At 70.8% G+C, this 23,572-nt stretch carries 22 protein-coding genes; 10 read left to right on the plus strand and 12 right to left on the minus strand.

The genetic code is table 11. The features are described 5' to 3' along the window. Positions 1–15: 15 nt before the first annotated feature. Entirely contained in the window at positions 16–1,218 is a 1,203-nt protein-coding gene (locus tag ACFYPM_RS24460; RefSeq protein ID WP_387201126.1) for an NAD(P)/FAD-dependent oxidoreductase, read from the plus strand. Here the strand turns inward: ACFYPM_RS24460 and ACFYPM_RS24465 are convergent, their stop codons facing one another. Then, entirely contained in the window at positions 1,219–2,205 is a 987-nt protein-coding gene (locus ACFYPM_RS24465; protein ID WP_387201128.1) for an RICIN domain-containing protein, read from the minus strand. 290 nt (positions 2,206–2,495) lie between these two features. Then, positions 2,496–2,636, minus strand: a complete 141-nt coding sequence (locus tag ACFYPM_RS24470) for a hypothetical protein (RefSeq protein WP_387201131.1) — start codon at positions 2,634–2,636, stop codon at positions 2,496–2,498. Between the two features lie 420 nt (positions 2,637–3,056). Between ACFYPM_RS24470 and ACFYPM_RS24475 the strand changes: the two genes are divergently transcribed. Further along, positions 3,057–3,563, plus strand: a complete 507-nt coding sequence (locus tag ACFYPM_RS24475) for a DivIVA domain-containing protein (RefSeq protein WP_387201133.1) — start codon at positions 3,057–3,059, stop codon at positions 3,561–3,563. A gap of 26 nt (positions 3,564–3,589) precedes the next feature. Here the strand turns inward: ACFYPM_RS24475 and ACFYPM_RS24480 are convergent, their stop codons facing one another. Then, positions 3,590–4,177, minus strand: coding sequence for a DJ-1/PfpI family protein (locus tag ACFYPM_RS24480; RefSeq protein ID WP_387201136.1), 588 nt, complete (start codon positions 4,175–4,177; stop codon positions 3,590–3,592). Positions 4,178–4,229: 52 nt separating this feature from the next. Between ACFYPM_RS24480 and ACFYPM_RS24485 the strand changes: the two genes are divergently transcribed. Beyond that, a complete protein-coding gene (locus tag ACFYPM_RS24485; RefSeq protein ID WP_387201140.1) occupies positions 4,230–5,174 on the plus strand; it encodes a GlxA family transcriptional regulator in 945 nt (314 codons plus the stop codon). 43 nt (positions 5,175–5,217) lie between these two features. Here the strand turns inward: ACFYPM_RS24485 and ACFYPM_RS24490 are convergent, their stop codons facing one another. Further along, positions 5,218–5,709 carry a YcxB family protein gene (locus ACFYPM_RS24490; RefSeq protein WP_387201143.1) on the minus strand — a complete coding sequence of 164 codons (492 nt, stop codon included), beginning with the start codon at positions 5,707–5,709 and terminating at the stop codon, positions 5,218–5,220. Between the two features lie 255 nt (positions 5,710–5,964). Here ACFYPM_RS24490 and ACFYPM_RS24495 point away from each other — a divergent pair, with 255 nt between their 5' ends. Further along, positions 5,965–7,275, plus strand: coding sequence for a vanadium-dependent haloperoxidase (locus ACFYPM_RS24495; RefSeq protein ID WP_387201146.1), 1,311 nt, complete (start codon positions 5,965–5,967; stop codon positions 7,273–7,275). Positions 7,276–7,524: 249 nt separating this feature from the next. On the opposite strand, the gene ACFYPM_RS24500 is transcribed toward ACFYPM_RS24495, so the two are convergent. The 4 genes from ACFYPM_RS24500 to ACFYPM_RS24515 all read right to left on the minus strand — a co-directional run bounded on the left by ACFYPM_RS24500 (position 7,525) and on the right by ACFYPM_RS24515 (position 12,923). Next, entirely contained in the window at positions 7,525–8,412 is an 888-nt protein-coding gene (locus ACFYPM_RS24500) for a hypothetical protein (RefSeq protein WP_387201149.1), read from the minus strand. A gap of 43 nt (positions 8,413–8,455) precedes the next feature. Then, on the minus strand, positions 8,456–9,175 hold the full coding sequence (locus tag ACFYPM_RS24505; protein ID WP_387201152.1) for a hypothetical protein: 720 nt from the start codon (positions 9,173–9,175) through the stop codon (positions 8,456–8,458). Positions 9,176–9,268: 93 nt separating this feature from the next. Continuing rightward, positions 9,269–12,049, minus strand: a complete 2,781-nt coding sequence (locus tag ACFYPM_RS24510) for a BTAD domain-containing putative transcriptional regulator (protein WP_387201155.1) — start codon at positions 12,047–12,049, stop codon at positions 9,269–9,271. 79 nt (positions 12,050–12,128) lie between these two features. Beyond that, the gene (locus ACFYPM_RS24515; protein ID WP_387201157.1) at positions 12,129–12,923 is read right to left on the minus strand and encodes a hypothetical protein; all 795 of its coding nucleotides are present in this window, start codon (positions 12,921–12,923) and stop codon (positions 12,129–12,131) included. Between the two features lie 216 nt (positions 12,924–13,139). Between ACFYPM_RS24515 and ACFYPM_RS24520 the strand changes: the two genes are divergently transcribed. Continuing rightward, a complete protein-coding gene (locus ACFYPM_RS24520) occupies positions 13,140–16,217 on the plus strand; it encodes a BTAD domain-containing putative transcriptional regulator (RefSeq protein WP_387201160.1) in 3,078 nt (1,025 codons plus the stop codon). A gap of 51 nt (positions 16,218–16,268) precedes the next feature. On the opposite strand, the gene ACFYPM_RS24525 is transcribed toward ACFYPM_RS24520, so the two are convergent. Continuing rightward, positions 16,269–16,850: a hypothetical protein gene (locus ACFYPM_RS24525; protein WP_387201163.1), complete on the minus strand. Its 582-nt coding sequence runs from the start codon at positions 16,848–16,850 to the stop codon at positions 16,269–16,271. Positions 16,851–17,068: 218 nt separating this feature from the next. Between ACFYPM_RS24525 and ACFYPM_RS24530 the strand changes: the two genes are divergently transcribed. Further along, entirely contained in the window at positions 17,069–17,773 is a 705-nt protein-coding gene (locus tag ACFYPM_RS24530; RefSeq protein ID WP_387201166.1) for a TMEM175 family protein, read from the plus strand. 44 nt (positions 17,774–17,817) lie between these two features. Here the strand turns inward: ACFYPM_RS24530 and ACFYPM_RS24535 are convergent, their stop codons facing one another. After that, positions 17,818–18,486, minus strand: a complete 669-nt coding sequence (locus tag ACFYPM_RS24535) for a uridylate kinase (RefSeq protein ID WP_387201169.1) — start codon at positions 18,484–18,486, stop codon at positions 17,818–17,820. Positions 18,487–18,619: 133 nt separating this feature from the next. On the opposite strand from ACFYPM_RS24535, the gene ACFYPM_RS24540 reads away from it, so the two are divergent. Next, a complete protein-coding gene (locus ACFYPM_RS24540; protein ID WP_387201172.1) occupies positions 18,620–19,075 on the plus strand; it encodes a hypothetical protein in 456 nt (151 codons plus the stop codon). Between the two features lie 579 nt (positions 19,076–19,654). Here ACFYPM_RS24540 and ACFYPM_RS24545 read toward each other — a convergent pair. After that, entirely contained in the window at positions 19,655–21,085 is a 1,431-nt protein-coding gene (locus tag ACFYPM_RS24545; protein ID WP_387201175.1) for an MFS transporter, read from the minus strand. Positions 21,086–21,204: 119 nt separating this feature from the next. On the opposite strand from ACFYPM_RS24545, the gene ACFYPM_RS24550 reads away from it, so the two are divergent. Next, positions 21,205–21,702 carry a MarR family winged helix-turn-helix transcriptional regulator gene (locus tag ACFYPM_RS24550; RefSeq protein WP_387201178.1) on the plus strand — a complete coding sequence of 166 codons (498 nt, stop codon included), beginning with the start codon at positions 21,205–21,207 and terminating at the stop codon, positions 21,700–21,702. A 278-nt stretch (positions 21,703–21,980) separates the two neighbouring features. Here the strand turns inward: ACFYPM_RS24550 and ACFYPM_RS24555 are convergent, their stop codons facing one another. After that, complete coding sequence (locus tag ACFYPM_RS24555; RefSeq protein ID WP_387201181.1) at positions 21,981–22,388, minus strand: nuclear transport factor 2 family protein; 408 nt, start codon at positions 22,386–22,388, stop codon at positions 21,981–21,983. A 59-nt stretch (positions 22,389–22,447) separates the two neighbouring features. Here ACFYPM_RS24555 and ACFYPM_RS24560 point away from each other — a divergent pair, with 59 nt between their 5' ends. Continuing rightward, positions 22,448–23,014, plus strand: coding sequence for a TetR/AcrR family transcriptional regulator (locus tag ACFYPM_RS24560; protein ID WP_387201184.1), 567 nt, complete (start codon positions 22,448–22,450; stop codon positions 23,012–23,014). A 126-nt stretch (positions 23,015–23,140) separates the two neighbouring features. Beyond that, positions 23,141–23,467 carry a hypothetical protein gene (locus ACFYPM_RS24565; RefSeq protein ID WP_387201187.1) on the plus strand — a complete coding sequence of 109 codons (327 nt, stop codon included), beginning with the start codon at positions 23,141–23,143 and terminating at the stop codon, positions 23,465–23,467. The last annotated feature ends 105 nt before the right edge of the window (positions 23,468–23,572 follow it).

A 23,572-nucleotide genomic window follows, 5' to 3' on the forward strand; every position in this document is an offset into this window, starting at 1 on the left:
GACAGGAGTGACACCATGAAGCACCGGATCGTCGTCCTCGGGGCTGGATACGCCGGAGCCATCGCGGCCGGGCGTCTCGCCCGGCGGCTGCACCGCGACGACACGCAGATCACCATCGTCAACGCCGACGACGACTTCGTCGAGCGGGTCCGTATGCACCAACTCGCCACCGGTCAGCACCTCAGGCGCCGACCGCTGACCGACATCTACGCGGGCACCGGCGTCGAGGTCCGGGTGGCCCGGGTCACCGCCGTCGACGTCGACCGCAGGACCGTCGCGCTCGGCGCCGAGCACGGCACCGACGAGATCGCGTACGACACGCTCGTCTACGCCCTCGGCAGCACCAGCGCGGACCACGGCGTCCCCGGTGTCGCCGAGCACGCGTACGACCTCGCCGGCAGGCCGTCGGCGGCGCGTATGCGCGACCGCCTGGCCCAACTCCCGGCCGGCGCGACAGTGCTCGTCGTCGGCGGCGGCCTCACCGGCCTGGAAGCGGTCACCGAGATCGCGGAGGCCCGCCCGGACCTCGACGTCGCGCTCGCCGCCCGAGGCGCTCTCGGTGACTGGCTCACCGCGAAGGCGCGGCAGCACCTGCGCGGGGTCTGCGACCGGCTCGGCATCACCGTTCACGAGCACACCGACATCGCCCGGGTCGACGCCACCAGCGCGGTCACCGGCGCCGGCCGGGTGCTCCCGGCCCAGGTGACCGTGTGGACGGCCGGCTTCGCCGTCCACGCCATCGCCGCCGCCACGACCCTGACGGTCGAGGACACCGGGCAGATCGTCGTCGACGCCACGATGCGGTCGGTCTCCCACCCCGACGTGTACGCCGTCGGCGACGCCGCCGTCGCCGAGGGACCGGGCGGGAAACCACTGCGGATGTCCTGCGCCTCGGGAATCCCGATGGCCTGGCAGGCCGCCGACGCCATCGCCACCCGCCTGACCGGTCGGACGAAGATCCCGAAGGCCCCGCTGCGCTACTTCAACCAGTGCATCAGCCTCGGCCGCCGCGACGGCATCATCCAGTACGTGACCGCCGACGACCGGGCGCGGCCCGCCCTGCTCAAGGGCAGCCTGGCGGCCCGCTACAAGGAGGTCGTCTGCGCGGGCGCGGCCTGGAGCATCTCCCGCCCCATCCTGTACCCGGTGCGCCGCCACCGCATCCTCGCGACCCGACCGGAGACCCTCGCGACCATGAGCATGAGCCCGAGGCGCTGATCAGCCGTCGGGCGCCGCGGGCAGGGCCGGCTCGAAGCGGAAGACCTGACCGGAGCCGTTGCGGTCGCACGCCTCCTGCCGGATCGGCGCCCACCTGCGGGTGGACGCTCCCAGCACGCCGAGACAGAGACCGGAGTGGGTGGGCCGGATCCGGAATCCGGACAGCGGCGCGCTGACCGGCTCCAGGGTGAACTCCTTGGCATCGGGCTCAGTGCAGAAGTCGTCGGAGACGACACCACCGATCGCCATGCTGGCATCCTGGACACCCATGCAACCGGGACCCTCCCGCGGGTGGAAGGTCCGGATCAGGTACCCCCCGTCGGTCCGGTCCAGGGCCCGGTCGACGAAAACCTGGCCGCAATCAACCTGATAGACGGCACCGTCCTCCCGGTCGGGGCGTTCGGAGAGACAGTGACCGGAGTGCGCGGCACGGATCCGGTAGAAGCCGTTGTCCGGTGGTTTCGATCCGACGCCGCTCGACGACTCCACCTGCGGCGGCCGTGGCGGCGACGCGTCGTCCCGGCCGCTCAGGTGGGCAGCGTTGAGGCTGACCACGATGGTGACAGCGGCAGCGACCGTGACGAGGCCGACGCTCAGCAACCACCGGCGCGGTCGGCGGGGATTCGGCGACGCTGCCTCGTCGTTCCCACTCGGGGCGGCACCGGTTTCCACCGCGGACCCCGCTCGCCCGCCGCTGGGCTGTTGGCCGAGCAGCAGAGCCCGCCGGGCGTCGACCCAGCGGGAAATCTCCCGATCATCGGCGCCGGCCGCGGCCAACAGCGCCACCACCAACTCCTGTCGGGGCAACGTGTCGCGGCCGAGCATGTCGTGCAGAGTGCTGGACGGCAGGGAGCGACCGTTCGATTCGGCGCGCCGCTGTAGCTGCCGGTAGGTCAGCTCGGATTGTTCGCGAAATTGCCGGAGCAGCGCCACGTATTCGGCGTGGCTGCCCGCGGTAGCCGGATCGGGTTCCGGGTGGTCGGACATTGCTTGCCCCCGCAAGGTCGTCCGGAGTCAGTGCCGGGCGATGTGCGCGACCACCGTCGTATCACCCGCCGCCTGGCAGTGCGGGCACCGATTCTGACACAAACACGTGAGGGCGGCGCGACGGCCAACTCCCGCCTGCCACTGCGGCCCCACCGCCGGACTCGCAACGGCGGCGCGTACCGCACGGCCCCCCGGTGACCAACTCGGGTCGGTCACCGGGGGTCTCAATCGCCTGTTCGGGACTGGCCTAATGCGCCCCCGTGCTGGTCGGGGGCGGTGCCACGACGCGGCTAGCCGTGGCCCCAACCGAGGGTCTGCAGGATGGACTCCGAGACGACCGGCTTCTCGCTGGCCTGAGCTGGCGCGGCCACCCCGCTGACTGCCAGCGCGGCTCCGATCGCCACTGCGTAGAAGACACGACGGATTCGCATGAACTCTCCCTTTGAGCCGTTTGTGCCGCCGGTGCGACTGGCGACAGCGTGCACTGATCGTCGGACCTGCTTGAGGTGCCCACCGGTGGGCGGAACTCGTCACCCAATCTCGATCGGCCGGCGTCCTGGCTGATCGAAACGCAGCGTATTGGCCCTACCGGGGTGGCCGCTACGCCGATGACTGTCCCGGACACCCACGTACCTGTCCGGGCTGCTCACGGCCTTGTCCGAGGCTGTCCGGAACACCCGACCCGCGCTCCCGGAATGGTTCCGGTCGCCACCGCGACTGCGGAGCCGATCGACCGACGTCGCGACAGTTCCACCTCCCGTCCTCGATCCAGGTCTGGCGCGCATCGGCCTACTTGACTCTTTCGTCATGCTGGAAGCGGAGCCCACACCCGTGACATCCGAGGAGGACTCGTGCGTAAGCCAGCCAGGACCGCCGCCGCCCTCTTCGGGCTCGGTGTCGGCGTTGCGGTCGGCCCGTCCCTCGGGCCGGCCGCCACGTGGTCCGGCATCGTGGTCGCCGGGCTCGGCGTCGTGCTGTCCCTCGTGGGCACCACGGAGTCCGATCTCGTCGAGGACGGCCTGGTCGACCGCGACGAGGTTGCCGCCGAGACGGGCACCGGGACTCCGGTCGTCACGGACCAGCTACTGCTGGACCTCCAGCGGCGACCAACCCTCAGCGGCCTGGGCGACCGGGTCGAGCAGATCCTCAGACTCGCCGAGCGGCAGGCCCACGACCACCGGACCGAGGCGCGGCGCGAAGCAGAGGGCGTCGTGACCGACGCCCGACGGGAGGCGGAGGCCATCCTCAACCGGGCGCGCGAACAGGCGGCCGGGATCACCGGCACGCACCGGGAGCCGCCTGCGGCACCACCCCGCCACGCGTCTGCGGCGGACGAAGATCCGAGCCGGCACGCCTGACGGAGGCGGCGGCTACCTCACTCCGTCTACCTCGCGGGCGCGAGCCAGGTGGGAGCCGGACGCGCGTACTCGATGGTGGCCGCGACGCGGTCAGCGGTGCCCGCGTCGAGCTCTCGTTCCGTGATCCACAGGGCCAGGTCCAGCCCCGCCGCGAGCGCACCCGCGGTGATGCGGTCCCCGTCGTCGACGACCCGCTCGTCGACGACGTCGACGCCGTAGGAGCGCAACTCCTCGTACGCGTTGCGGTTGGTGGTCGCCTGCCGCTGGCCCAGCAGGCCGGCGGCCGCCAGCAACAGACCGCCGGTGCAGACCGACGCCATCCAGCGGGTCGAGGGAGCCAGCGCGGCCAGGCGGGCGGGGAGTACGCCGTGCTGCGCCTGCGCCCAGGCACCAGCGGCGGCCCGGTTCAGCCACCCTCCGCCCGGCACGATCACACCGTCGGGCCGCCCCAGCACCGCGGGCACCTGCAGGTGGACGCCCCGCATGCTGACCACCGGGCCGGGCCGCTCGACCGCGACCAGCTCGACCGCGAACCCGGCGATCGCCAGCACCTCGAAGGGGCCGAACACGTCCAACTCGTCGAACCCGTCGAACACCACGATCTCTATCCGCATCCGACGAGAATCCCGTCTGCCACGGTGGACTACGAGTGGCATCCTCGCCACTGTGCACAAGCAATCGGCCACGCACCGGGTCGCCGTACTGGCCCTGCCACCCGTCGTCGCCTTCGACCTGACCATCGCGACACACGTCTTCGGCCACGAAGGCCAGGGCCGGTACGCGACCACCGTCTGCTCGCCGGACGGCGGCACGGTCCCCACCACCACCGGCGGGCTGGGCCTGACCGTCGATGCCACGATCGACGCCCTCACCGACGCCGACACCGTGATCGTTCCCGGTTTCCGCCGAGGACCCGCGCCGGCTCAGGCCCTCGACGCCCTGCGCGACGCGTACCGGCGTGGCGCCCGCATCGCCTCGATCTGCACCGGCGCGTTCGCACTGGCCCAGTCCGGCCTGCTCGACGGCCGGCGGGCGACCACCCACTGGATGCACGCCGAGGCGCTGGCCCGCGAGCATCCGGAGGTCACCGTCGACGCCAATGCGCTGTACGTCGACGAGGGACAGGTGCTGACCAGCGCCGGGCTGGCGGCGGGCCTCGACCTGTGCCTCTATCTGGTGGGCCGGGACCACGGCCAGCACGTGGCCATCGAGCGCGCCCGTCTCATGGTCACACCGTTGCACCGGGCCGGCGGTCAGGCGCAGTTCGTCCCCGCCCACGCAAGCGTTGACGACGCCGAGATGGCCGCCGTCACCACCTGGGCGACCGCCAACCTGCACCTGCCGATCACCGTCGCGGACCTTGCCCGGCAGGGCCTTCAGTCGACCCGCACGCTGCACCGCAACTTCCGACACCGGTTCGGGCTGAGCCCGCAGGCCTGGCTGACCGAGCAACGCCTACGCGCGGCCTGCGGGCTGCTGGAAGGCGACGACATCACGATCGACGAGGTCGCCAGACGAACCGGGCTGGGCACCGCCACCAACCTGCGCGCCCATTTCCGGCGAGCCTTCGCCACCACGCCCACCGCCTACCGCCGCGCCTTCACCCCCTGACGCCCCGCAGAACCCGATCCGGGCCGACGGCCGTGCCGGTTGGTTACTGGAGCAAATCACGTGTGGCCAGGTGGGCCCGCAGCGTCTCGTCGTCCTCGGCGGACATCAGGCGACGTGGGATGACTGTCGCCGGCATCCGCCCGACGAACACGATCCAGAACTCGGGGGTGGCCTTCACCTGGGTTACCCCATCCCAGGCGATGCCGCTGGACTGCGAGCCACTGCGCATCATGATGTTGTTGTCGGTGATGTCGTAGGCACCCTCGACCGCGTAACCGCTGGAGCGTCGCCGGGCGCGCCACCGCACCCACGGCGAGTACAGCATCGACAGCAGGCCGGCCACGACCAGGGTCACGCACAGCGGCGAGATCTGGTCGGCCCGGTCGGAGCCGCGCGAGACGGCGAGGCCGATCGCCCCGACCGCCACCAGCACTGCGCCGATGATGCCGTACCTGCGCAGGCGTACCCGGCTGAGCGCAGCGGCCACCCGGCCCGGGTAGGCGGGATCGGCGGGGACGTCGAAGTGGATGTGCACGTCAGCACGATAGTGCCCGGTCAGCCGTTCCGGATGTCTGACCTTCGCTTCGGGGTGGTACGGCCGGACGGCGACACGCTCGTGGCGTGCTCGACGGGGACACGATCCCATTCGTCGATTTCCGGCTGGCCGCGCACACCGGGCGAGCTGATCACACATCGAAGCTCGGCAATGCTATTTTGGTAGCCGTCGATTCCCGATCGCGCGCCGGGTGCTGTCGACAGCACGCCTCGCCGACCTACCGACGGGGAGATCATGCTGAGCCGCACCCCTGCACGCCTGGCGATCCGGTCACGCGTCATTCCCGCTGCCATCGCGCTCGGCTCGCTGGTCGCCGCCACGCTGACCGCGCCGGCATCGAGCGCCGCAGCCGCGCTCTCCGACAGCGGCCCGGTCAACCCGGTGGTCACCTGGGACCTCAACGCCCAGACGGCGATCTGGGACGTCGCGGCCCAGCAGCCGAACGAGCAGGTGCGCAGCTTCGCCATGGTGAGCGGAGCCGTCTACGACGCGCTCAACGCAATCGCCGGCACCCCGTACCAGCCGTATCTCGTCGCACCGCCCTCAAGAGGGACAGACTCGGCGGACGCCGCCGTCGCCACCGCCGCCCACGACGTACTCGCTGCCCTCTTTCCCGCCCAGCAGGAGCGGCTTCGGGCGCAGTACGACGCGGCTATCGTCGCGATTCCCGACGGGCGGTCGAAGCAGGGCGGCGTGGCGGTGGGGGCGCGAGCAGCGGCCTCGATGGTGGCTGCCCGGCAGGGCGACGGCGCGTTCGGGGATCAGCAGTGGCGCACCGGGACGGTGCCCGGCCGGTGGCGACCCACGCCGCCGCTGTTCCTGTCGCAGGGTGCCTGGACCGGGCACATGCGACCGTTTCTCCTCCCGCACGCCTCGACGATCCGCACCCCCGCGCCGCCTCGACTGACCAGCAGCGCCTACGCCCACGACCTCAACGAGGTGCGGGAAGTCGGCGGTGCGACGAGCACGGTGCGCACCCAGGACCAGACCGAGGCCGCGATCTGGTGGCACGACCGGCGGTCCGCCTCCTGGGAGATCAAGCGACAACTCGCCACCACCCAACGGTTGGACGCCCTGCACACCGCGCGCTTCTTCGCGATGACCGACCTCATCGTGGCCGACTCCGGGGTGGCGTGCTTCAACCAGAAGGACTTCTGGAGCTACTGGCGTCCGGTCAGCGCGATCCACCTGGCCGACACGGACGGCAACCCGCGGACGTCCGCCGACCCGGGCTGGCAGTCGTTGCTCGGCACGCCCCCCTTCCCGGAGTACCCCTCCGGCCACGCCTGCGGCACCGGCGCGCGGATGTCGCTGTACCGGTACTTCTTCGGCCGGGACGACGTCGCGTTCAGCGGATCCAGCGTCGACTCCGGCACGACCCGGCACTTCAGCAGCTTCTCGCAGGCACTCGACGAGCTGATCGGCGCGCGGGTCTGGGGTGGCGTCCACTTCCGCACCGCCGACGTCGAGGGTGCGAAACTCGGCGCGGAGGTTTCCCGCTACGCGGTCCGACACTACTTCCGCCCGTTGCGACAACGGCAGTGAGCGTGGCGGTGCCGTGCACCAGGCGTGCCGCTCGTGCAGCCGGCGCCCTCACCTTGGCCCGGCGGGTAAGGAACACTTGCCGACATGGCCTTTGCTGGGCGATGCGAAGGCGGCACTGCACCACTGTCTCCGGGTGACCCGCGACGACCTGACGATCCGCCGGCACGGTCGGCCGGACCCGCCACCGTCCGGGCCTGACGTACCAGGTCCGGACGGTGATCGAGAGCTGACCCGTCGGTGGCGTACCCGCTAGAACCCACCCCACCGGTGGGCCTCGCACTTCCAGGTCCTGCCGTTGTTGTGGGAGACGCAGACCACGACGATCTTCCCGAGGACGGGAAGCCCGAGGGTGAAGATGTGGAGCTTCGTCTTCTTCACGTACGGTACGCCGGACTTGTCGGCGAGATCGGCCAACGCCCACCCGGGGTCCGGTGCGTCCACCGTCGCCACCCGGCGCAGCGTGTCGACGTCCTTGCCGTCAAGAAGCATCTCGATCTCTCCCGCCGTGGGATCACCGTCGCCGACCAACGTGTCCACGCTGTACGGCCCGTCGACGGCGACCCCGTTGACCTTCTCGAAGGCCGCCACCGTCCCGCCCACCGTGGTGTCACCGGCCAGGTCGAGGGTGAGGATCTGGTCGGTGCCGCGACGCAACAGGATGCACTCCCAGATGCTCTTGCCCGAGGCGACGCACATGGTCAGGCACCACTCCCGGCCGTCGGGCGCGGACGAGGCGAACAGTAGCGACGTCGCCGTCGTGCCGTCACCCCGGCCGTCGTACGCGCCGTCGGCGAGGTCGGCCATGGTCGTGCCGAGGATGTCCCGGCCGCCCGGCATCGTGCCCACGACCGTGGCGCCGTCCACCCGCTCGCCGGCCACGAGCGCCGTAAGCTGGTCGTCGGTGAGATCGCGGCCGCCGGCGTCGACGGCCAGCACCGCGTCCAGGTCGCCGACGGGCCGGCCGGTCAGATCCTCGAACCGTTGCAGCACCGTCCCCGGCGCACCGGGGTGGTCGGTGACCGTGGTGCGGGCCTCGTCCTCGGCGGCCTGCGACGGAGCGTACGACGCGGTCAGCCCGACGATCAGGGCCGTCGTGATGATGGTGACGCGCCTGGTGATGTCCCGCAGAGCTGTCATGCTGTCCTCGTCTCGGTGATCGGTGTGGGCGGGGTCGGGCGGGCTACCAGCGGCACGTGACCACGTCGCCAACGTCGTTCGGGGACCCCCAGTCGCAGTGGTCGTCGATCCATTCGCCGACATCGCTGATCGTGTCCACGATCCACGCGAACACCGACTTGATCGCGCCCCAGAGGCTGAAGTAGACAACTGTCGTCTCCGGGGTGCCGCCGGCCTCGTCGATGACGTCCTTTGTCGACATTGCGGCGGTTGGCTTCTCGATGATGTCCAGCACCCGTACGCCGGTGGTGTCCTTGCCGGCCAGCAGCGCCTCGACCTGCTCCGGGGTGCGCTCCTTGCCGTCGTCGACCGCCACGATCGCGCGGTCGATCAGCACCTCGCGGCTGCCGCTGACGGCCTGGGCGATGGTGGTGATCTCGCCCACCGTGAGCTCGTTACCGAGTGCGGGACCGGCGAACCGCCGGACCGAGACGGCACCGGCCGGGTCGATCTGGATCTCGTCGGCGGTGATCAGGTCGTCCGCTCCGAACGGGTCCCAGGCGAACGTCCACCGGCCGCCGACGCACCGGAACGGGCCGTGCTCCCGGCCCTCGGGCTCGGTCTCGGTACTGACGATTCCGCCGCGCTCGTCGACCTGCTGGACCACGCAGTCGGTGCCCTTTGACGGCGGCCTGTCGGTCCGGGCCACGGCTGCGGTGGACATGGCCAGCACCGTCGCGCTGACCACCCCCACCACCGCGAGGCGGTGTGCCAAACGCTTCATCGAACGCTCCGTTCCTCGAAGACCACAACCGGTGTCCGAAGAGTGCCGGGCCGCGCTGAAGCGGCCCGGAAACGGCGCGGAAAGCGGGGTACGTCAGGGAAGTCGACTGGCGTCGAGCTGTGCCAGGTCGGCGCGGATCGAGTCGGCGTCGGCGTCGCCGAGCTCGTCGAGGATGGTCAGGGCCTGGCTCCACGCGGCACGGGTGGCACCGAGATCGGCGAGTGCCCGGTGGCTGCCGCCGAGGTTGACGTACGTGCTCGCCTCGGCGTACCGGTCGTTGACCTGCGTGAAGAGGTCGAGCGCGTGCTCGTAGCAGGCGATCGCGTGCCGGTCGTCGCCGAGCTGGTGATGGGCGTGGCCGAGGCTGTCCCACGTGTCGGCCTGCCCCTGGACGTCGCCCACCTCCTGCAACATCCGCAGTGCCTCGCCGCACGACTGGAGGGCACGGTGGTAGTTGCCGAGCAGCCCTTCCTGCCAGCCGACCGCGTTGAGGGTGTAGCCCTGACCGGCCCGGTTCCCGGCCCGCCGGAACAGGGTCAGCGCCCGGCGGGAGTGGTGGAGCGCCTCGTGGTGCTGCCCTCGCCGCTCGGCCAACTGACCGAGGTTCAGGCAGGTGTGTGCCCGCCCGGCGTCGTCGCCGACCTCCGTGAAAAGGTCGAACGCGCGCCGCAGGTGGTCGTCGGCCTCGTCGTAGCGGCGCAGCCGGGAGCAGGCGAGACCGAGGCTGCGGTGTGCCTGAGCCTGCCCGCTCCGATCTCCGATCCGGGACGCGGCGGCGAGAGCGATGCGTTGCGTGCCGAGCCAGTCCTGCCAGTGCCCCTGCCGGTGCAGGAAGCCGGCCAGGCTCCAGGCGAGCCGCCAGGCGTGTCCCTCGAATCCGAGGCGGGCAGCGAGCGGTACCGCGGCGAGCAGGACGGGAAGTTCGGCGGTGAACCACGCCGTGGCGGCCGACCTGCTGCGGGGATTCTCCGGTGTCACGCCCAACCGTGCGAGCGGGAGGCTGATCTCGCTGAAGTGCGGGTGCAGGACGAGGTCGGCGGCGTGCGCGGTGCGCAGACAATGGTCGAGCAGCCGGTGGACGGCGCCACGGCGGTCGGCCGGTGGCTCGGTCTCGTCGGCGAGGCTGGCGGCGTACGCGCGCAGCAGGTCGTGGAACGCGTAGCGCCCGTACGAGTGTTCGGTGAGGAGATTCGCCCGGGTCAACTCGCTCAGCAGAGGGCCGCTCGCCTGGGGGGTGAGACCGGCCAGGCTGGCCACGGCCGGGACGGCGACGTCCGGGCCCGGATGCAGGCTCAGCAGCCGGAACAGCCGCAGCGCCGGTGGGCTGAGCGTCCGGCACGACCAGGAGAAGACCGCCCGCACGTCGGTGGCCTCGTCGCCCCCGTGAAAGGCGTCCAGGTCGCCCAGCTCGGCGGCGACCGTGGCCAACGAGAAGTGCCGGTTGGTGACGGCTCTGGCCGCGACGATGGCCAGGGCGATGGGCAGCCGCGCGCACCTGTCGACGATGTGCTCGGCCGCGGCGGGTTCGGCGGCGACCTGGCGCTCCCCGAGCCGGCGGACCAGCATGTCCCGGGCTTCGCCAGGGCTCAACAGGTCGAGCAGCAGCGGGTGGGCGCTTTCGGTGACGACAAGCGGGTTGAGCCGGTCGCGGCTGGTGACGATCGTCAGGCAGTCGGGTGAGCCGGGCAGCAGTGGCCGGACCTGTGCCGCGTCGCACGCGTTGTCGAGCACGACCAGCAGGCGTCGGCCGGCCACCGTCGTGCGGTAGAGGCTCACCATCAGGTCCGGATCGCTCGGCATCCGCGCCGCCGGCACGCCGAGCGCCTCCAGGAACCCGTGCAGCGCTCGCGCCGGCTCGGTCGGTGTGGCCCCCGGGTCGAAGCCGCGCAGGTTGACGTAGAGCTGCCCGTCGGGGAAGCGATCGGCCGCCCGGTGCGCCCAGTGCACGGCGAGCGCCGTCTTGCCGACGCCGGCCGTCCCGGACACCACGACGGCGCCGCCCCGGTCGACGACCGCGTCGAGGGCGGCGAGTTCCGCCTCCCGACCAATGAACGTCGGTACGGGAGGAGGCAGCTGCGCCGCCACCGACGCCGCGGCCGGGGCGGGTGCGGCGGGTGCGGCGATCGCGCTGTCCTGGCGCAGGATGGCGCACTCCAGATCCCGGAGCCGCGGACTCGGGTCGATGCCGAGGTTTTCCCGGAGGGTGTCGCGCAGCCGCCGGTACGTGGTCACCGCTTCGCCCTGTCGGCCGTCGCGGTACAGGGCGAGCATCAGTTGCGCGTGCAGGTGCTCGTCGAAGGGGTGCTGCCGGACGAGCCGTTCCAACCCGGGGACGAGCCGCGCGTGCTCGCCGACGGACAGCCGCGCCTCGGCGAGCGCCCGTTCGGCCTCCAACCGGAGGCGGGCGAGGTGTTCGGCCTGCTCCTCAAGCCAGGCCGACCCGCCCACGTCGGCCAGCGGCGGGCCACGCCACAGCGCCACGGCGGCCGTCAGGTGCTTCACCTGCTCGTTGCGGTCCGACGACCGCCGGGCCAGTTCGAGGAGCCGCTCGGCGGCCTGGACGTCCGTGGACTCCGGCCCGGTGTTGAGCAGGTAACCGGGCGGGCGTGCCACTATCGATCCAGGCTCGCCGAGCACTCCGCGCAGGTAGGAGACGTGGCGTTGCAGCGTGTTCGCCACGGTGGCCGGTAGCTGCTCCCCCCAGACCACGTCGATGAGCCGGTCGACGCTGACCACCCGGCCCACGTGCAGCGCCAACGTCGCGAGTATCGCCTTGCGGCGTTTGCCGTTCACCGCCTGCGGACTGTCGGCGACGACCACCTCCACCGGCCCGAGCAGCCTGATCCGCACGCCCGTGCCAGCCGTCGAGATCACGGGGTCAGGCTAGTTCCGCGGCCCGGCGACCTCGCTCTGTTCGTCGCGCACTGGACACGGTCGACGACAGAGCCCGCCGTCAGCCAACGTACTTGCCGTTTCGGGTGTCCCCCGAATTGCCGTCGTAGTGCACCTTGCGGTAGCGGTGCACCGAACCCTTCTTGACCGCCTGCCAGTGGGCGTATGCCACGGCGTAGTCGTGGTGCTTGTAGTAGGACCCGCCCGACTTGTAGTAGATCCGGTGCCGGGCGTCGCCGCCGCAGTTGGCGAGGTAGCTGTAGGAGTACATCTTCATTCCGCCGAAGTCCGACGAGTAGTACGTCTTCGCCGGGTGCCACACCGACGCCGGATTCGGATATCCGGGCAGCTCGGCCCAGTTGTACGGGTCCCAGTACAGGTCCCAGCAGGTCCGCACCGCCGTGGTGGACATCGCGCTCGACGTGGGCGCGGCGAGATCGTCGGCGACGACCGGGGACGCCACGATGGTCCGGTAGGCAAGCTCCGGTGGGGTCGGCGTGCCGGCCGGCGGCTCCGACAGCAGCACCCGCGGCACCGGCACGGACCGGGGCGTGATGGTCAGGTACGTCTGCAGCATGCTCTGCTTGTCGTCGTACGCCAGGGGTGCGTTGCGGCCCATCTCCCCGTCCTGCCGAAGACCCCAGTCGCCGGACAGCTCGTCGCGGGAGAACACCACCCGCACACCGTTGCGGTAGCCCAGCCGCGCCAACTCGACGTCGCGGTCCACCGGCTCGTCGTCGAACATTCCTGGCCCTGACCCACCGGCGGCGCTTACCGGCGCGGCATTCCACGCGGTGAGCGTCGGTAGGACGACCAGCACTGCGAGCAGTGCGCGTCCCGACAGCACTCTTGCCATCACAACTCCTCATCCGATCGATTCGCGAGACGCGGACCGGGCTGATCGCCCTCCGCGTGCCTTCCCGGGACATCCTTCGAGGCGGGGTTCAGAGCGCCGTCAAGGTGGCGTCAAATGCGCCGGGATTCGGTGTCGTAACGGCGACGCTCGCGTACCCACGGCCACCCGCAGAGCGCCCAATGGGGACCTGGACCAGCGTCGACCGGAAGGCAGCGGATGAACGCCACGACGGATCGAGGATGGAGCCGCCGCTGCACCGTCGTGGTCGCCGCGGCCGGCTACGGCAAGACCTTCGCCGTGCGACGCTGGCTGGGCGACCGCTCGGTGCGGTGGTGCGACGGACCGGACGTCGCGGCGCTGGCGACGGCCGGGCCGGAATGGCTCCGCACCCTCGGTGCCGGGATCGCGCCGTGCGTCGACGAACCGAGCTGGCTCGTCCTCGACGACGTCCCACGCCTCTCCCGCCGCCGGCTACAGACCCTGCTGGACACGCTGGAACGCCTACCGCAGCAGCTCAGGGTCGTCCTGGTGACCCGCCACCCGCCGACTTTGTCCCCGCGACAGTCGGCCCAGCTCACCGAGTACGGTCCGGCGGATCTCCGGCTCTCACCCGAGCAGGTGGCATCCGTGCTCGCCGCCGACCACGGCCTGACCGACCCGGCGCTCGCGACGCGGGTCCACGCCGAGACCGACGGCTGGCCGGCACTTGTCACACGTGCCGCGCCAACGGCCGCCGCCACCGGCACGGACCGGGACAACCCGGCCGAGCCGGGGACACCACTGGAGTCCTACCTGGTCCGGGAGGTGTTCGCGGAGCTGCCGCCCGAAGTCCACCGACTGCTGCGGGACGCGGCGCACCTCGACCTGGTCCACCCCGAGCTGAGCCGTTTCCTCGGCCACCGACACGGGGGCCATCGACTGGACCAACTGACTCGCGGCGGCATCCTCGTCCCGGTGCCGGGCGGTGGGCCCGCGTACCGGATGGTGCCTGTCGTCGCCAGCGCCGCCCGCCGCCGATTCCCGTTGGACCCGACGGCGGCGCGACGCCTGCACGGGCGGGCGGCAGCCTGGTACGCGGAGCACGGCTACCTCGTCCCGGCCCTGCGGTCGTACCGGAAATCGGGTGGCCTGGACGCGACGGCGCTGATCCTCGCCGACCACGGCGCGGAACTGCTCGCCTCGGGCGGCGCCGAGGCCGTGGTCGACGCCTTCCAGGCCCTCCCCGAGCACGCCCGCTCCGACGGTCTGCGGCTGCTCCACGGGGAGGCGCTCCAGATGTGCGGCGACTTCGACGCGGCACTCGCCGTCTACGCCGCGCTGGACGATCATCAGGGCGCCCTCGCCGCCAGGCTCGCCTGGCAGTACGGCCTCGTGCACTACCTGCGCGGCGAACCGCAGTCCGCCCTTGAGGTCTTCGAACGCGGAGTGCTCGACGAGCACCCGTCCACCGACAACGCCCGACTGCTCGCCTGGACCGCATCGGCCCAGTGGACGACCGGGGACACCGAGGCGTGCCGGGGCAACGCCCAACGGGCCCTTGCGGCAGCGGCAGCGGTCGGCAGTGAAGCGGCCCTCGCCGCCGCGCACACCGCGCTCGCCCTCGACGCCAAACTGCGCGGTGATCGACCGGCAGCCGACGAACATCACCAGAAGGCGCTGCGGGCCGCCGAGGCCGCCCGGGACACCATCCAGGTGACGCGCATCCGCGCCAACCGCGCGTCCGCCCTGGTTGGCGAGGGCCGATACCTCGAAGCGCTGGCGGAGGTGCGCCCGGCGGTGGAGTTGGCCCAGGCCAACGGGCACGCCGCGATGCTCGCACTGGCACTCTGCAACGAGGGTGGAGCCCATTTCCACCTCGGTCAGCTTGCCGAGGCCGCCGCGTGTTACGAACGCGCCGTACCGCTGCTGCAACGGATGGGGTCCCGCAAGGTGGCGTACCCGTTGGTGGGTATCGGCGACGTCCACGCGCTGCGGGGCCGGACCAACCTGGCTCGCGCGGCGTACGAGGAGGCGCTGCGCGCCAGCGAACCCGTCAACGACCAGCAGATCCAGGTGCCGGCGCTCGCCGGCCTGGCCCGCGTGCTGGCCGCCGAGGACAGCGCCACGGCGATCGCCCTGGCCCAGCGCGCCGTCGAACTGGAACGCGGCCCGGACTCGGCGACCGCCCGACTCGCGCTCGGCTGGGTGGCCCTGGAGATCGGCGACCACCAACGGGCCGCCGAGGTGGCACTGCTGGCGTCCACCGCGGCCCGGCTGCACCGTGACCGGGCGGCGCTCGCCGAGGCGTTGGAGCTTCGCGGGGCCGCCACCGTCGACTCCGACGACACCCGCCACGCCTGGCGGGAGGCAGCGGCGACCCTACGCGACATCAGGTCGGCCGTGGCCGCGGACCGGATCGCGGTGCTGCTCAGCCGGTTGCCCGGGGCGGACCCGCAGGAGCGGGTCGATGCCCGGCTGGCCGCCGAGCGGCTGACGAACGCCGGCGTGCCGACGCCGGCACTCAACCGGCAGCGCCCCCGCTGCGTCGCCCAGGTCACCGTCCGCACCCTCGGACGCTTCGAGGTGTTCGTGGACGGCGCGCAGGTGCAGGCCACCGCGTGGCAGTCCCGTAAGGCACGGGACCTGCTCCGCATCCTCGCCGCCCGGCGCGGTCGCGCGGTGCCCCGGGAGCAGCTCGGCGAGATGCTCTGGCCCGCCCAGGACCCGGACCGGGTCAGCCACCGGCTGTCCGTGGCCCTGTCCACCCTCCGCGGCGTGCTCGACCCGCAGCGTCGTACGTCCACCGACCACTTCATCATCGCCGCGCACCCCAGCCTGGCGCTCGACGTCGGTCACGTGGAACTGGATGTCGAGGAGTTCCTCACCGAATCCGCACACGGCCTGCGCCTGGCCGAGCACGGCGCGACAGACGGCGCACGCGCCACGCTCCTCCTCGCCGAGCAGCGCTACCGCGGCGACTTCCTGGAGGACGAGCCGTACGACGACTGGTCCCGACCGACCCGCGAGGAGGCACGTCGGGTCTACCTACGCGTGGTCCGCAAGCTGGCCGCGCTGGCACACGCCCTCGGCGAGACCGACGAGACCCTCCGGCACCTCGGTCGTGCGCTGGAGCTGGAACCGCACGACGAGGGCGTGCACGGCGATTTCGTCCGGACGCTGACGGCGGCGGGCCGACACGGCGAAGCCGCCCAGGCGTACCGACGGTACGTGGAGGCGATGTCCTCGATCGGCGTACCGGCCCAGTCGCGGGGCGACCTCGCAGGTCGGGTGACAGCACTCGGCGTGGCCGCTTGAGGACGTCACCGCCTGGGCTGGAGGCGCTGGTGGGCGGTGAGCAGCGCTCCGCTACTCGACGTTCGTCTTGATGAGCACACCCTGGTCGGCGCAGGCCGTCTGGAGCCCCGTCGACGCGGTGCCCGCCGCGGTGAGCAACCCGAACGCATCCGACTCCTGTCCCTTCGGCAGCTGCGAGATCCGCCAGGCGATGTCGATGAGCGTGGTGCCGTGCTTGCGAATGTCCTCGTACCGGGAGTCCTCGAACACCTCCCGCGTTTGCCGATACTCGGCTTCGGTGAGCTTGAGGTCCCCGGAGCCCATGGTGCTGCCGTCCGGGCTCTTGCCCTCAGCCAGCCGCTTGCAGGCGGCGAGCCCGGAGTCCTCCTTGATGAACCCCTCGTACACGGTGAAGCCGGCGGCCACGAGCATCAGGAGGGCGACGAAGGCGACGCCGGCGAACAGCAGCGGCTTGCGCCCTGCTCCCCCGCCCGTCGGCGCTGGCAGGTGGCCGGGCTGGCCCGAACCGAGGTCCTGCTGCCCGATCGGCTGGTACTGCTGTGGCGGGTGAACCGGACCGCCCGGCTGGTACGGCGACTGCGGCTGCGGCTGCGGCTGCGGCTGCGGCTGCGGGGCTTGGTAAGGCTCGGTCACGGTGTGCTCCCCACGTGTCTTCTGACGTCGGAATCCAGACAACCATGCGTCCGGCACACCTGGTGCCCCGCGGTACGGGTGCCGCTGCGATGGGGCACTCGCCTCCCGGGCGGCCGTACCGCGGCTTGACGGCCCGACCCCGACGGCAGGCCGCTGGCCCGGCGGTTTGCTTCGCGCGGCGGCGGGAAACCGGCGGCACCGAAAAGTTGGGGGGGCTCATGCGCTGGTTCCGCGCGGCTCGCCGCGCCCCCAGGAAGGACGCGACCAGGTCCAGCAACCCGATCGGTGCGGAGCGAGATCCGAAGCGGGTCGTCTCGTTCAGCGACGCGGTCATTGCCATCGCCGTTACCCTGCTCGTCCTGGAGATCCGTCCGCCGGAGGACTTTGCGCACCTCCTTCGCGGCCTCATCGAGCTGTGGCCCTCCTACGTGGCCTATGCGATCACGTTCCTGCTGATCGGGCAGATGTGGGTGAACCACCACGTCATGTTCGATCACATCCGCTCCGCCGACCGCATGCTGCTCCTGCTCAACACCCTGCTGCTGATGGTGATCGCGTTCCTGCCGTTCGCCTCATCCCTCCTGGCCCACGCGTTCGAGTCCGGCGAGGGCAAGCGAACGGCACTCATCTTCTACGGGGCCACCTACGAGGTGGCCGCCCTCCTGTTCAATGTGATCTGGGAGTACGCCAGGTCTGGCCGGCGCCTGCTCACCCCCACCACCGACAACGACACCGCCCGGGCGATCAGCAGACGGTTCCGTCCCGCGCCCGTCTGGATCGCCGCCGGAACCGCGCTGGGCGCTCTCCATCCGGTCGTCGGCCTCGTCGTGGTCACCGCGTTCATCCCCTTCTACTGGCTGCCCATCAGGGGTGAGGTCGCCAGCATCAGGCGCACCCGCGAGCAGAGTCCCGGCGACCCCTAGGGTGGGGATGGATCCAGCGGGCCGTCCGACGGGCTCGTGGGACGTCAGGCGATCTGCCAGGCCGGCAGTTCGGGATCGTCGTTGTATACGACGATGTTCGCGTGCTCGGCCGGGCGAGCCGCAGCGAAGTAGAGCTGCTGGGAGGGGATGTAACGCTCGCGCCAGCGTCGTTCGACGGCCGCCCGAGGTGACACCGGGCGCTCGCGTCTCACGGCACGATCCACGGTCCTCTCCAGTGCCGTCGACACGAAGAGGCGCAGTTCCCAGCGATCGACCAGTTCCGGGCGCAGGAGGAAGACGCCGTCGAAGACCAGCACGGCGGCGGCCGGGGCAGTCGTGACCGGCGGAGATAGCACAGCATCCGCGGCGTGGTCGTAGATCGCGTGTTGGAAGCGTCGATCTCCGCCCGGGCCGAGCGGATCCAGCAGGACCCGGTTCAGGGCGTCGTAGTCGTGGGTGTCGTAGTAGCAACCTTCGGCCGAGTACTCGCCACGCGGATAGCGCTGTGCCCGGGGGTGGACGAAATCGTCGATCGTGGCGCGGATGACGTCGCGGCCCTGTTTGCGCAGGGCGGCCGCCAACTCGTCGGCGAGGGTGGTCTTGCCGGCAGCGGGTGGTCCGTCGACGGCGACCCGTGTCGGGTGGGCGACCACGACTGACCCGACCGCCGCAGCCAGGCGCTCGATCAACTCACCGCGCGTGCCATACACCATGTGAACCTCCTGCTGGGCCAGGTTGGCGTACTCGACATCCACACATTGTCCGAAGCGTGTCACCCCCTCCCGGTAGCCTGCCCGGCGAGCCGACTGACAGTCGCAGCGGCGGAGTCGTACGACGGGGGGTGTGATGTCCGCGATCACGTCACTGACCGTGGTCCCCAGGGACAGCGTCACCGAACTGGCCCACCGGGCCGCCACATCGTCGTCGTCGCTCCACTCGTACCTCGCGGAGCACGGGAGCCCGGCGCGCCAGGAGTACGACTGGTCCGGTTACTGCATGCTGTACGTCCTGACTTATCTGGAGGAGCGCGGGGTCGACCTGCAGCAGTCGGAGTTCGATGCGGAGTCGAACGCCATCAACAGCGTGCTCGGCTTCACCGTGGTGATCACGCCAGCCCACCGGCAGTTCCTGGACCAGCTCGACCCCGGCAGGCACCGCGCGGAGGAGTTGACCGCCCACTTCGATGAGATGGGAATGGAGTTCGAGGAGAGCGGGACGGCCGGCCTGGACGGGCTGAGGCTGCTGCGCGACAGCATCTCCGACCTCCGCGACGACCAGGTCCTGCTGCTGCACCTCGGCTGAGGGCGACTCGATCAGGCGCGTCACGACCCTGGGCTGCCCGCAGCGCCCGATCCCGAAAGCGCGGCGTGGGCAGCAGGAAGGCCGCCTGCTCCGGCCAGGTCAGCAGCGGAGCGACCTCGCCGGGCAGCGTACGGAAATCGTCGACCACGACCGGTCGCTCAGCGGGCATCGCGAGCAGGTCATCGACCACGAACCCGAACGTCTCCCCGTGCAGGCTCGGCATCGACTCGAAGATGTCCTGGGCGCTGCGGCTGTTCCAGTTCTGCGCCGGCGAAGCGTGCAGCAATGCCCAGAGGTACGGCTGCTCGCGCGCGGTGCACCGGCTGACGTAGCTGCGCTCCGCGCGGTCGCCGTCGTAGATCAGCACGTCGTAGCGCTCGGCCAGGGCGCGGGCGAGGGTGCTCTTGCCTGACCCGGTGCCCCCGCCGAGCAGCGCACATGAGACAGCCGGCGAGCAAGATCTACAGCTTGGTTGTCAGCGACCATGCCACGAAAGACTGCCGCCGTCACGGACGAAGAAACAGTCTTGTTCTTCAGGTGGCGGCCGCTGAGAATCAAGGAGAGAGCCGTGACAGGCGTCTACGCCTCCGCGGCCTGCTGGGCGCGGGCGGCCGCCGGCAGGAGCGGAGTGAGCAGGACGGCGAGGCCGATGACTGCCGCGTTGTACGACAGCGCCGTTCCTGCGGCGTCCGGGAAGTTGCGGGACTCGAGCAGCGCGAAGAAAATGGCACCGACGATGGCGACACCGACGGCCGCGCCCAGTTGCAGCACCGCGTTTGTCACTCCGGAGCCAGCACCGGCGCTGCGCGGCGGGACGTCGGCGAGCACGACTGTGGTCACGATGGAGACGCACAGGCCCATGCCCAGACCCATCACCAGGATCGGCGCGGCGAGCTGCCAGAAGGTGACGGTCATGCCCTCGCGGGTGAACGTGAGAATGAGCAGGACCATGCCGGCGGCCATGACGGTCAGCCCGATCTGGATGAGCCTGCGGCCCTGGGTGGTGGCGAACCGCTGGGCCACGCCGGTGGTGAGGAAGATGCCGACGGGGAAGCCGAGGCCGGTCAGGGCGGTACGCATCGGGCTCCATCCGTACCCGGTCAGCAGCGTGTAGTTGAGCACCAGGAACAGCGACGCCAGCGCGGAGAAGACGATCAGCAGCACGATCAGGCCGACCGCGAACGAGCGCTGCCGCATCAGGTCCGGCGGCACCAGAGCCGAGCCGTCGCGGCTGTCCCGGCGCCGTTGCACCACCGCGAACGCCCAGAGCAGCGGGACCGCGGCTACCAGCAGCACGATCATCCCGTTCGGCCAGCCCGCCTCCCGGCCCTGGATCACCGGGAACATGAGGGCGAGCGAGGCGAGGCTGATCAGCACGATGCCGGCGACGTCGACAGCCAGCGGCGTCTCCGAGCGCGACTCCGGCAGCCAGCGCAGCGCGCCGAGCAGCGCGAGGACGCCGACCGGCACGTTGACGTAGAAGATCGCCCGCCAGCCCAGGTCGAAGACGCTGTACTCGGTGAACAGCGCCCCGAGCAGCGGGCCGCTGACGTTGGCGAGGCTGAGCGTGACGCCGTACAGGGCGAAGGCCTTGGCCCGTTCGGCGTTCCGGAACAGGATGACCACCACGGACATCACCTGCGGGACCATCAGGCCGGCGGCGACGCCCTGGATCAGGCGTGCGACGACCAGGACCGGGGCGGTCGTGGCGGCGCCGCAGACGATCGAGGCTACGGTGAACGCCGCGATGCCGATCAGGAAGACCCGGCGCCGGCCGTAGATATCGCCGAGGCGGCCGCCCGGGATCAGGGCCAGGGCGAACGTGACCGAGTAGCCGACCAGGATCCACTGCGCGGCGGCGTAGCCGGCGCCGAGGTCGGCTTGGATCCGCGGCAGGGCGATGCTGACGATGGTGCCGTCGACCAGGTCCATGAAGGCGGCGGTGAGGACGACGGCGAAGGCCAGCCACGGGCGGGCTCCACTCCGCTGGGGCGCGACGTCGGTGATCATGTCAGTCCTCCGACTTTTGCTACGGTCGGAGCAGACGCACGGGACAGAGCTTCTCGCGTGGCGATCTGCTCGGTTTTAGATTCTCTCTAATTCCGAGACTTTATGGGGAGGGTGGCCGGGTGTCAACGTCGATGTCACGGGGCTCGCTTGTCACCGACCTGTACCACCTGGAGCGCGCGGCGGCCCAAGCCGCGGTCCTGTTCCACGCCGCACTCGCCGCGCGGGCCGGCATCACCGTGACCGACATCAGCTGCCTCGGCGTACTCGACAAGGACGGTCCCATGCCCACGGGCCGCCTCGCCCGCCAGATCGGCCTCACCCGCGGCGGCGCCATCACCGCGATGCTGGACCGGCTGGAGCAGGCCGGTTTCCTGCGCCGGCAGCGCGATCCCGCCGATCGGCGCAAGGTGACGATCGAGCTGGTACGCGGCGAGGCGTACGAGCGCCTGCAGCAGACCCTCGACGAGTTCAGCCGCGACTACCTCGCCCTCATCGAGGAGTACTCCGACGAACAACTGCGTCTGTTCACCGGGTTCTCCCGCCGTTCCACGGCGATCCTCGACCGGCACACCGCCACGCTGCAGGGCGTCGAGCAGCCCCCGACGAAGCCCTCCTGAGCCGGACGGTGCGTTCGGGTGGTCCCACGAGGATGTGTGCAGCCAGGCCCTCCGGACAGTCGGCGAATCCACGGCCTAGCGATCATCCGGAACGCGAACAGCGCTGGGCCATTCTTTGCGAAAGGCTTCCCTGCTGCACACATTGCTGAACGACGACACGTTGAACGCTGACGACAGAGCGTGGCTTCAGCAGGTCGAAGGAGCCTGTGGCTGATTCAGGATCTCCTCGTCGGGCAGTTTCCCATGAGGCGAGGAGCGGACACTGGATCTTGTTGGAGTCAGTCTTGCTGCAGGGGCCTGCGTCGGGCGCGCACGATTCGGTGCGTGATACGCCATCCGGCAGCCGTTCGTTCGACGGTGTCCTCGTACGTGACGCTGCCGGTCGATCCGTCAGCCATGACCCCGAATCCCTTGGACAGGGCGGAGACCGTGCCGTCCGCCGTCTCGCGCAGCACGATATTGGTCACGTGGTGGGCTACCGGGTTGGCGTCGGCCAGTGCCAGGCCGGCTTCACGGACTGCCGCGAGACCGACCAGTTCGCCGCCACCGAGAGTCGACACGTCGTAGACGACGTCCTCGGTGAACAGCGTCGCCAGACCATCGAAGTCCCCGCGATCGGTCAGGTGGCCGTGCAGGTTGATCAGGTCCGTGATGGCGATCCGGTCATCCATGGTGATGAGCATCATGATCCCTCCGCACCCTAACTGGGGAACTCCCCGTTTGGTTTCCGGTACCGTAAGCGGGGATGTCCCCGGATAGCAAGCGTGGCCCGCGCTCCGACGCGTCCCGCAACCGTGCGCGGCTCGTCGCCGCGGCCCGTGAAGCACTGGCCGAGGCGGGCAACGACGTCGCATTCGACGTGATCGCCCGACGCGCCGGGGTCGGCAACGCCACCCTGTACCGCCACTTCCCGACGCGCGCCGACCTGCTCGTCGCCGTCTACGCCGACGAGGTCGCCGCACTGTGCCAGCGCGGCGAGCAGTTGTTGGGGTCCGCGGAGCCGACGAGCGCGCTGTTCGCCTGGCTCGACGAATTCGTGGTGCACGTGACCACCAAGCGTCCCCTCGCCCTGGCCGCGACGGAAGGCACCGACGACAGGCGTACCACGCTGTTTCGTGACTGGCACGCGTCGATCACCTCGATCGCCGATCGCCTTGTCCGACGCGCGCGGCCGGCACTCCGTCCCGACCTCACCGCCACCGACGTGCTGACCTTGGCCAGCGGAGCGGCCCTGACCGCCGACCCGGCGCAGGCCCGCCGTCTGGTCGCGATTCTGCGTACGGGCATTGTCGCTCCAACCGGCACCGACTGAGGCTTCCTTCGGCCTGAGCCCGCCCGGTTGCTGATGGCCGTCAGTGCCGGGGGACTGCTTTTCGGGCAAGGTGGGTCCACGGCGAGGCCGACGAATATATTTTCTCCTATGAATAAGCCTGCGGAGGTGAGGACGCCCGTGCGCGTCCGCTCGTGGCTTAAGATCGCGGCGGCCACCGCCATAGCGGCGATCGCCACGGCTGGCTTCTGGTGGTTGGCCGTACCACGTCTTGACGTCTGCGCGACCGTCCTGCCCGCGCCTGCCGGCTGCCGGATCGCCGATCGGGTGTCCACCGCAACACTCTGGACGGCTGTCGTCGCGGTGCTGTACGCGGTGACCGTCGTCGTCGCCCTCGCCCGCCCGCGTGGTCGCTGGTGGCCGTCGGCGGCGGCGATCGCGGTGCTGATCGTCGCCGCGTTGTGGGGTTACCGGGCGGTGCTGTACCAGACCTGACCGGCGGGCGGGCTGCCAATCCCCCAGCACCCATCAACCTCTCACGGACTGGATGCGGACTGCGCTGCGGTCGGGACGGATCGGCCTTTGCACCAACCAGGTTGC

The sequence above is a fragment of the Micromonospora sp. NPDC005203 genome, from assembly GCF_042872705.1.
Lineage (GTDB): Bacteria > Actinomycetota > Actinomycetes > Mycobacteriales > Micromonosporaceae > Micromonospora.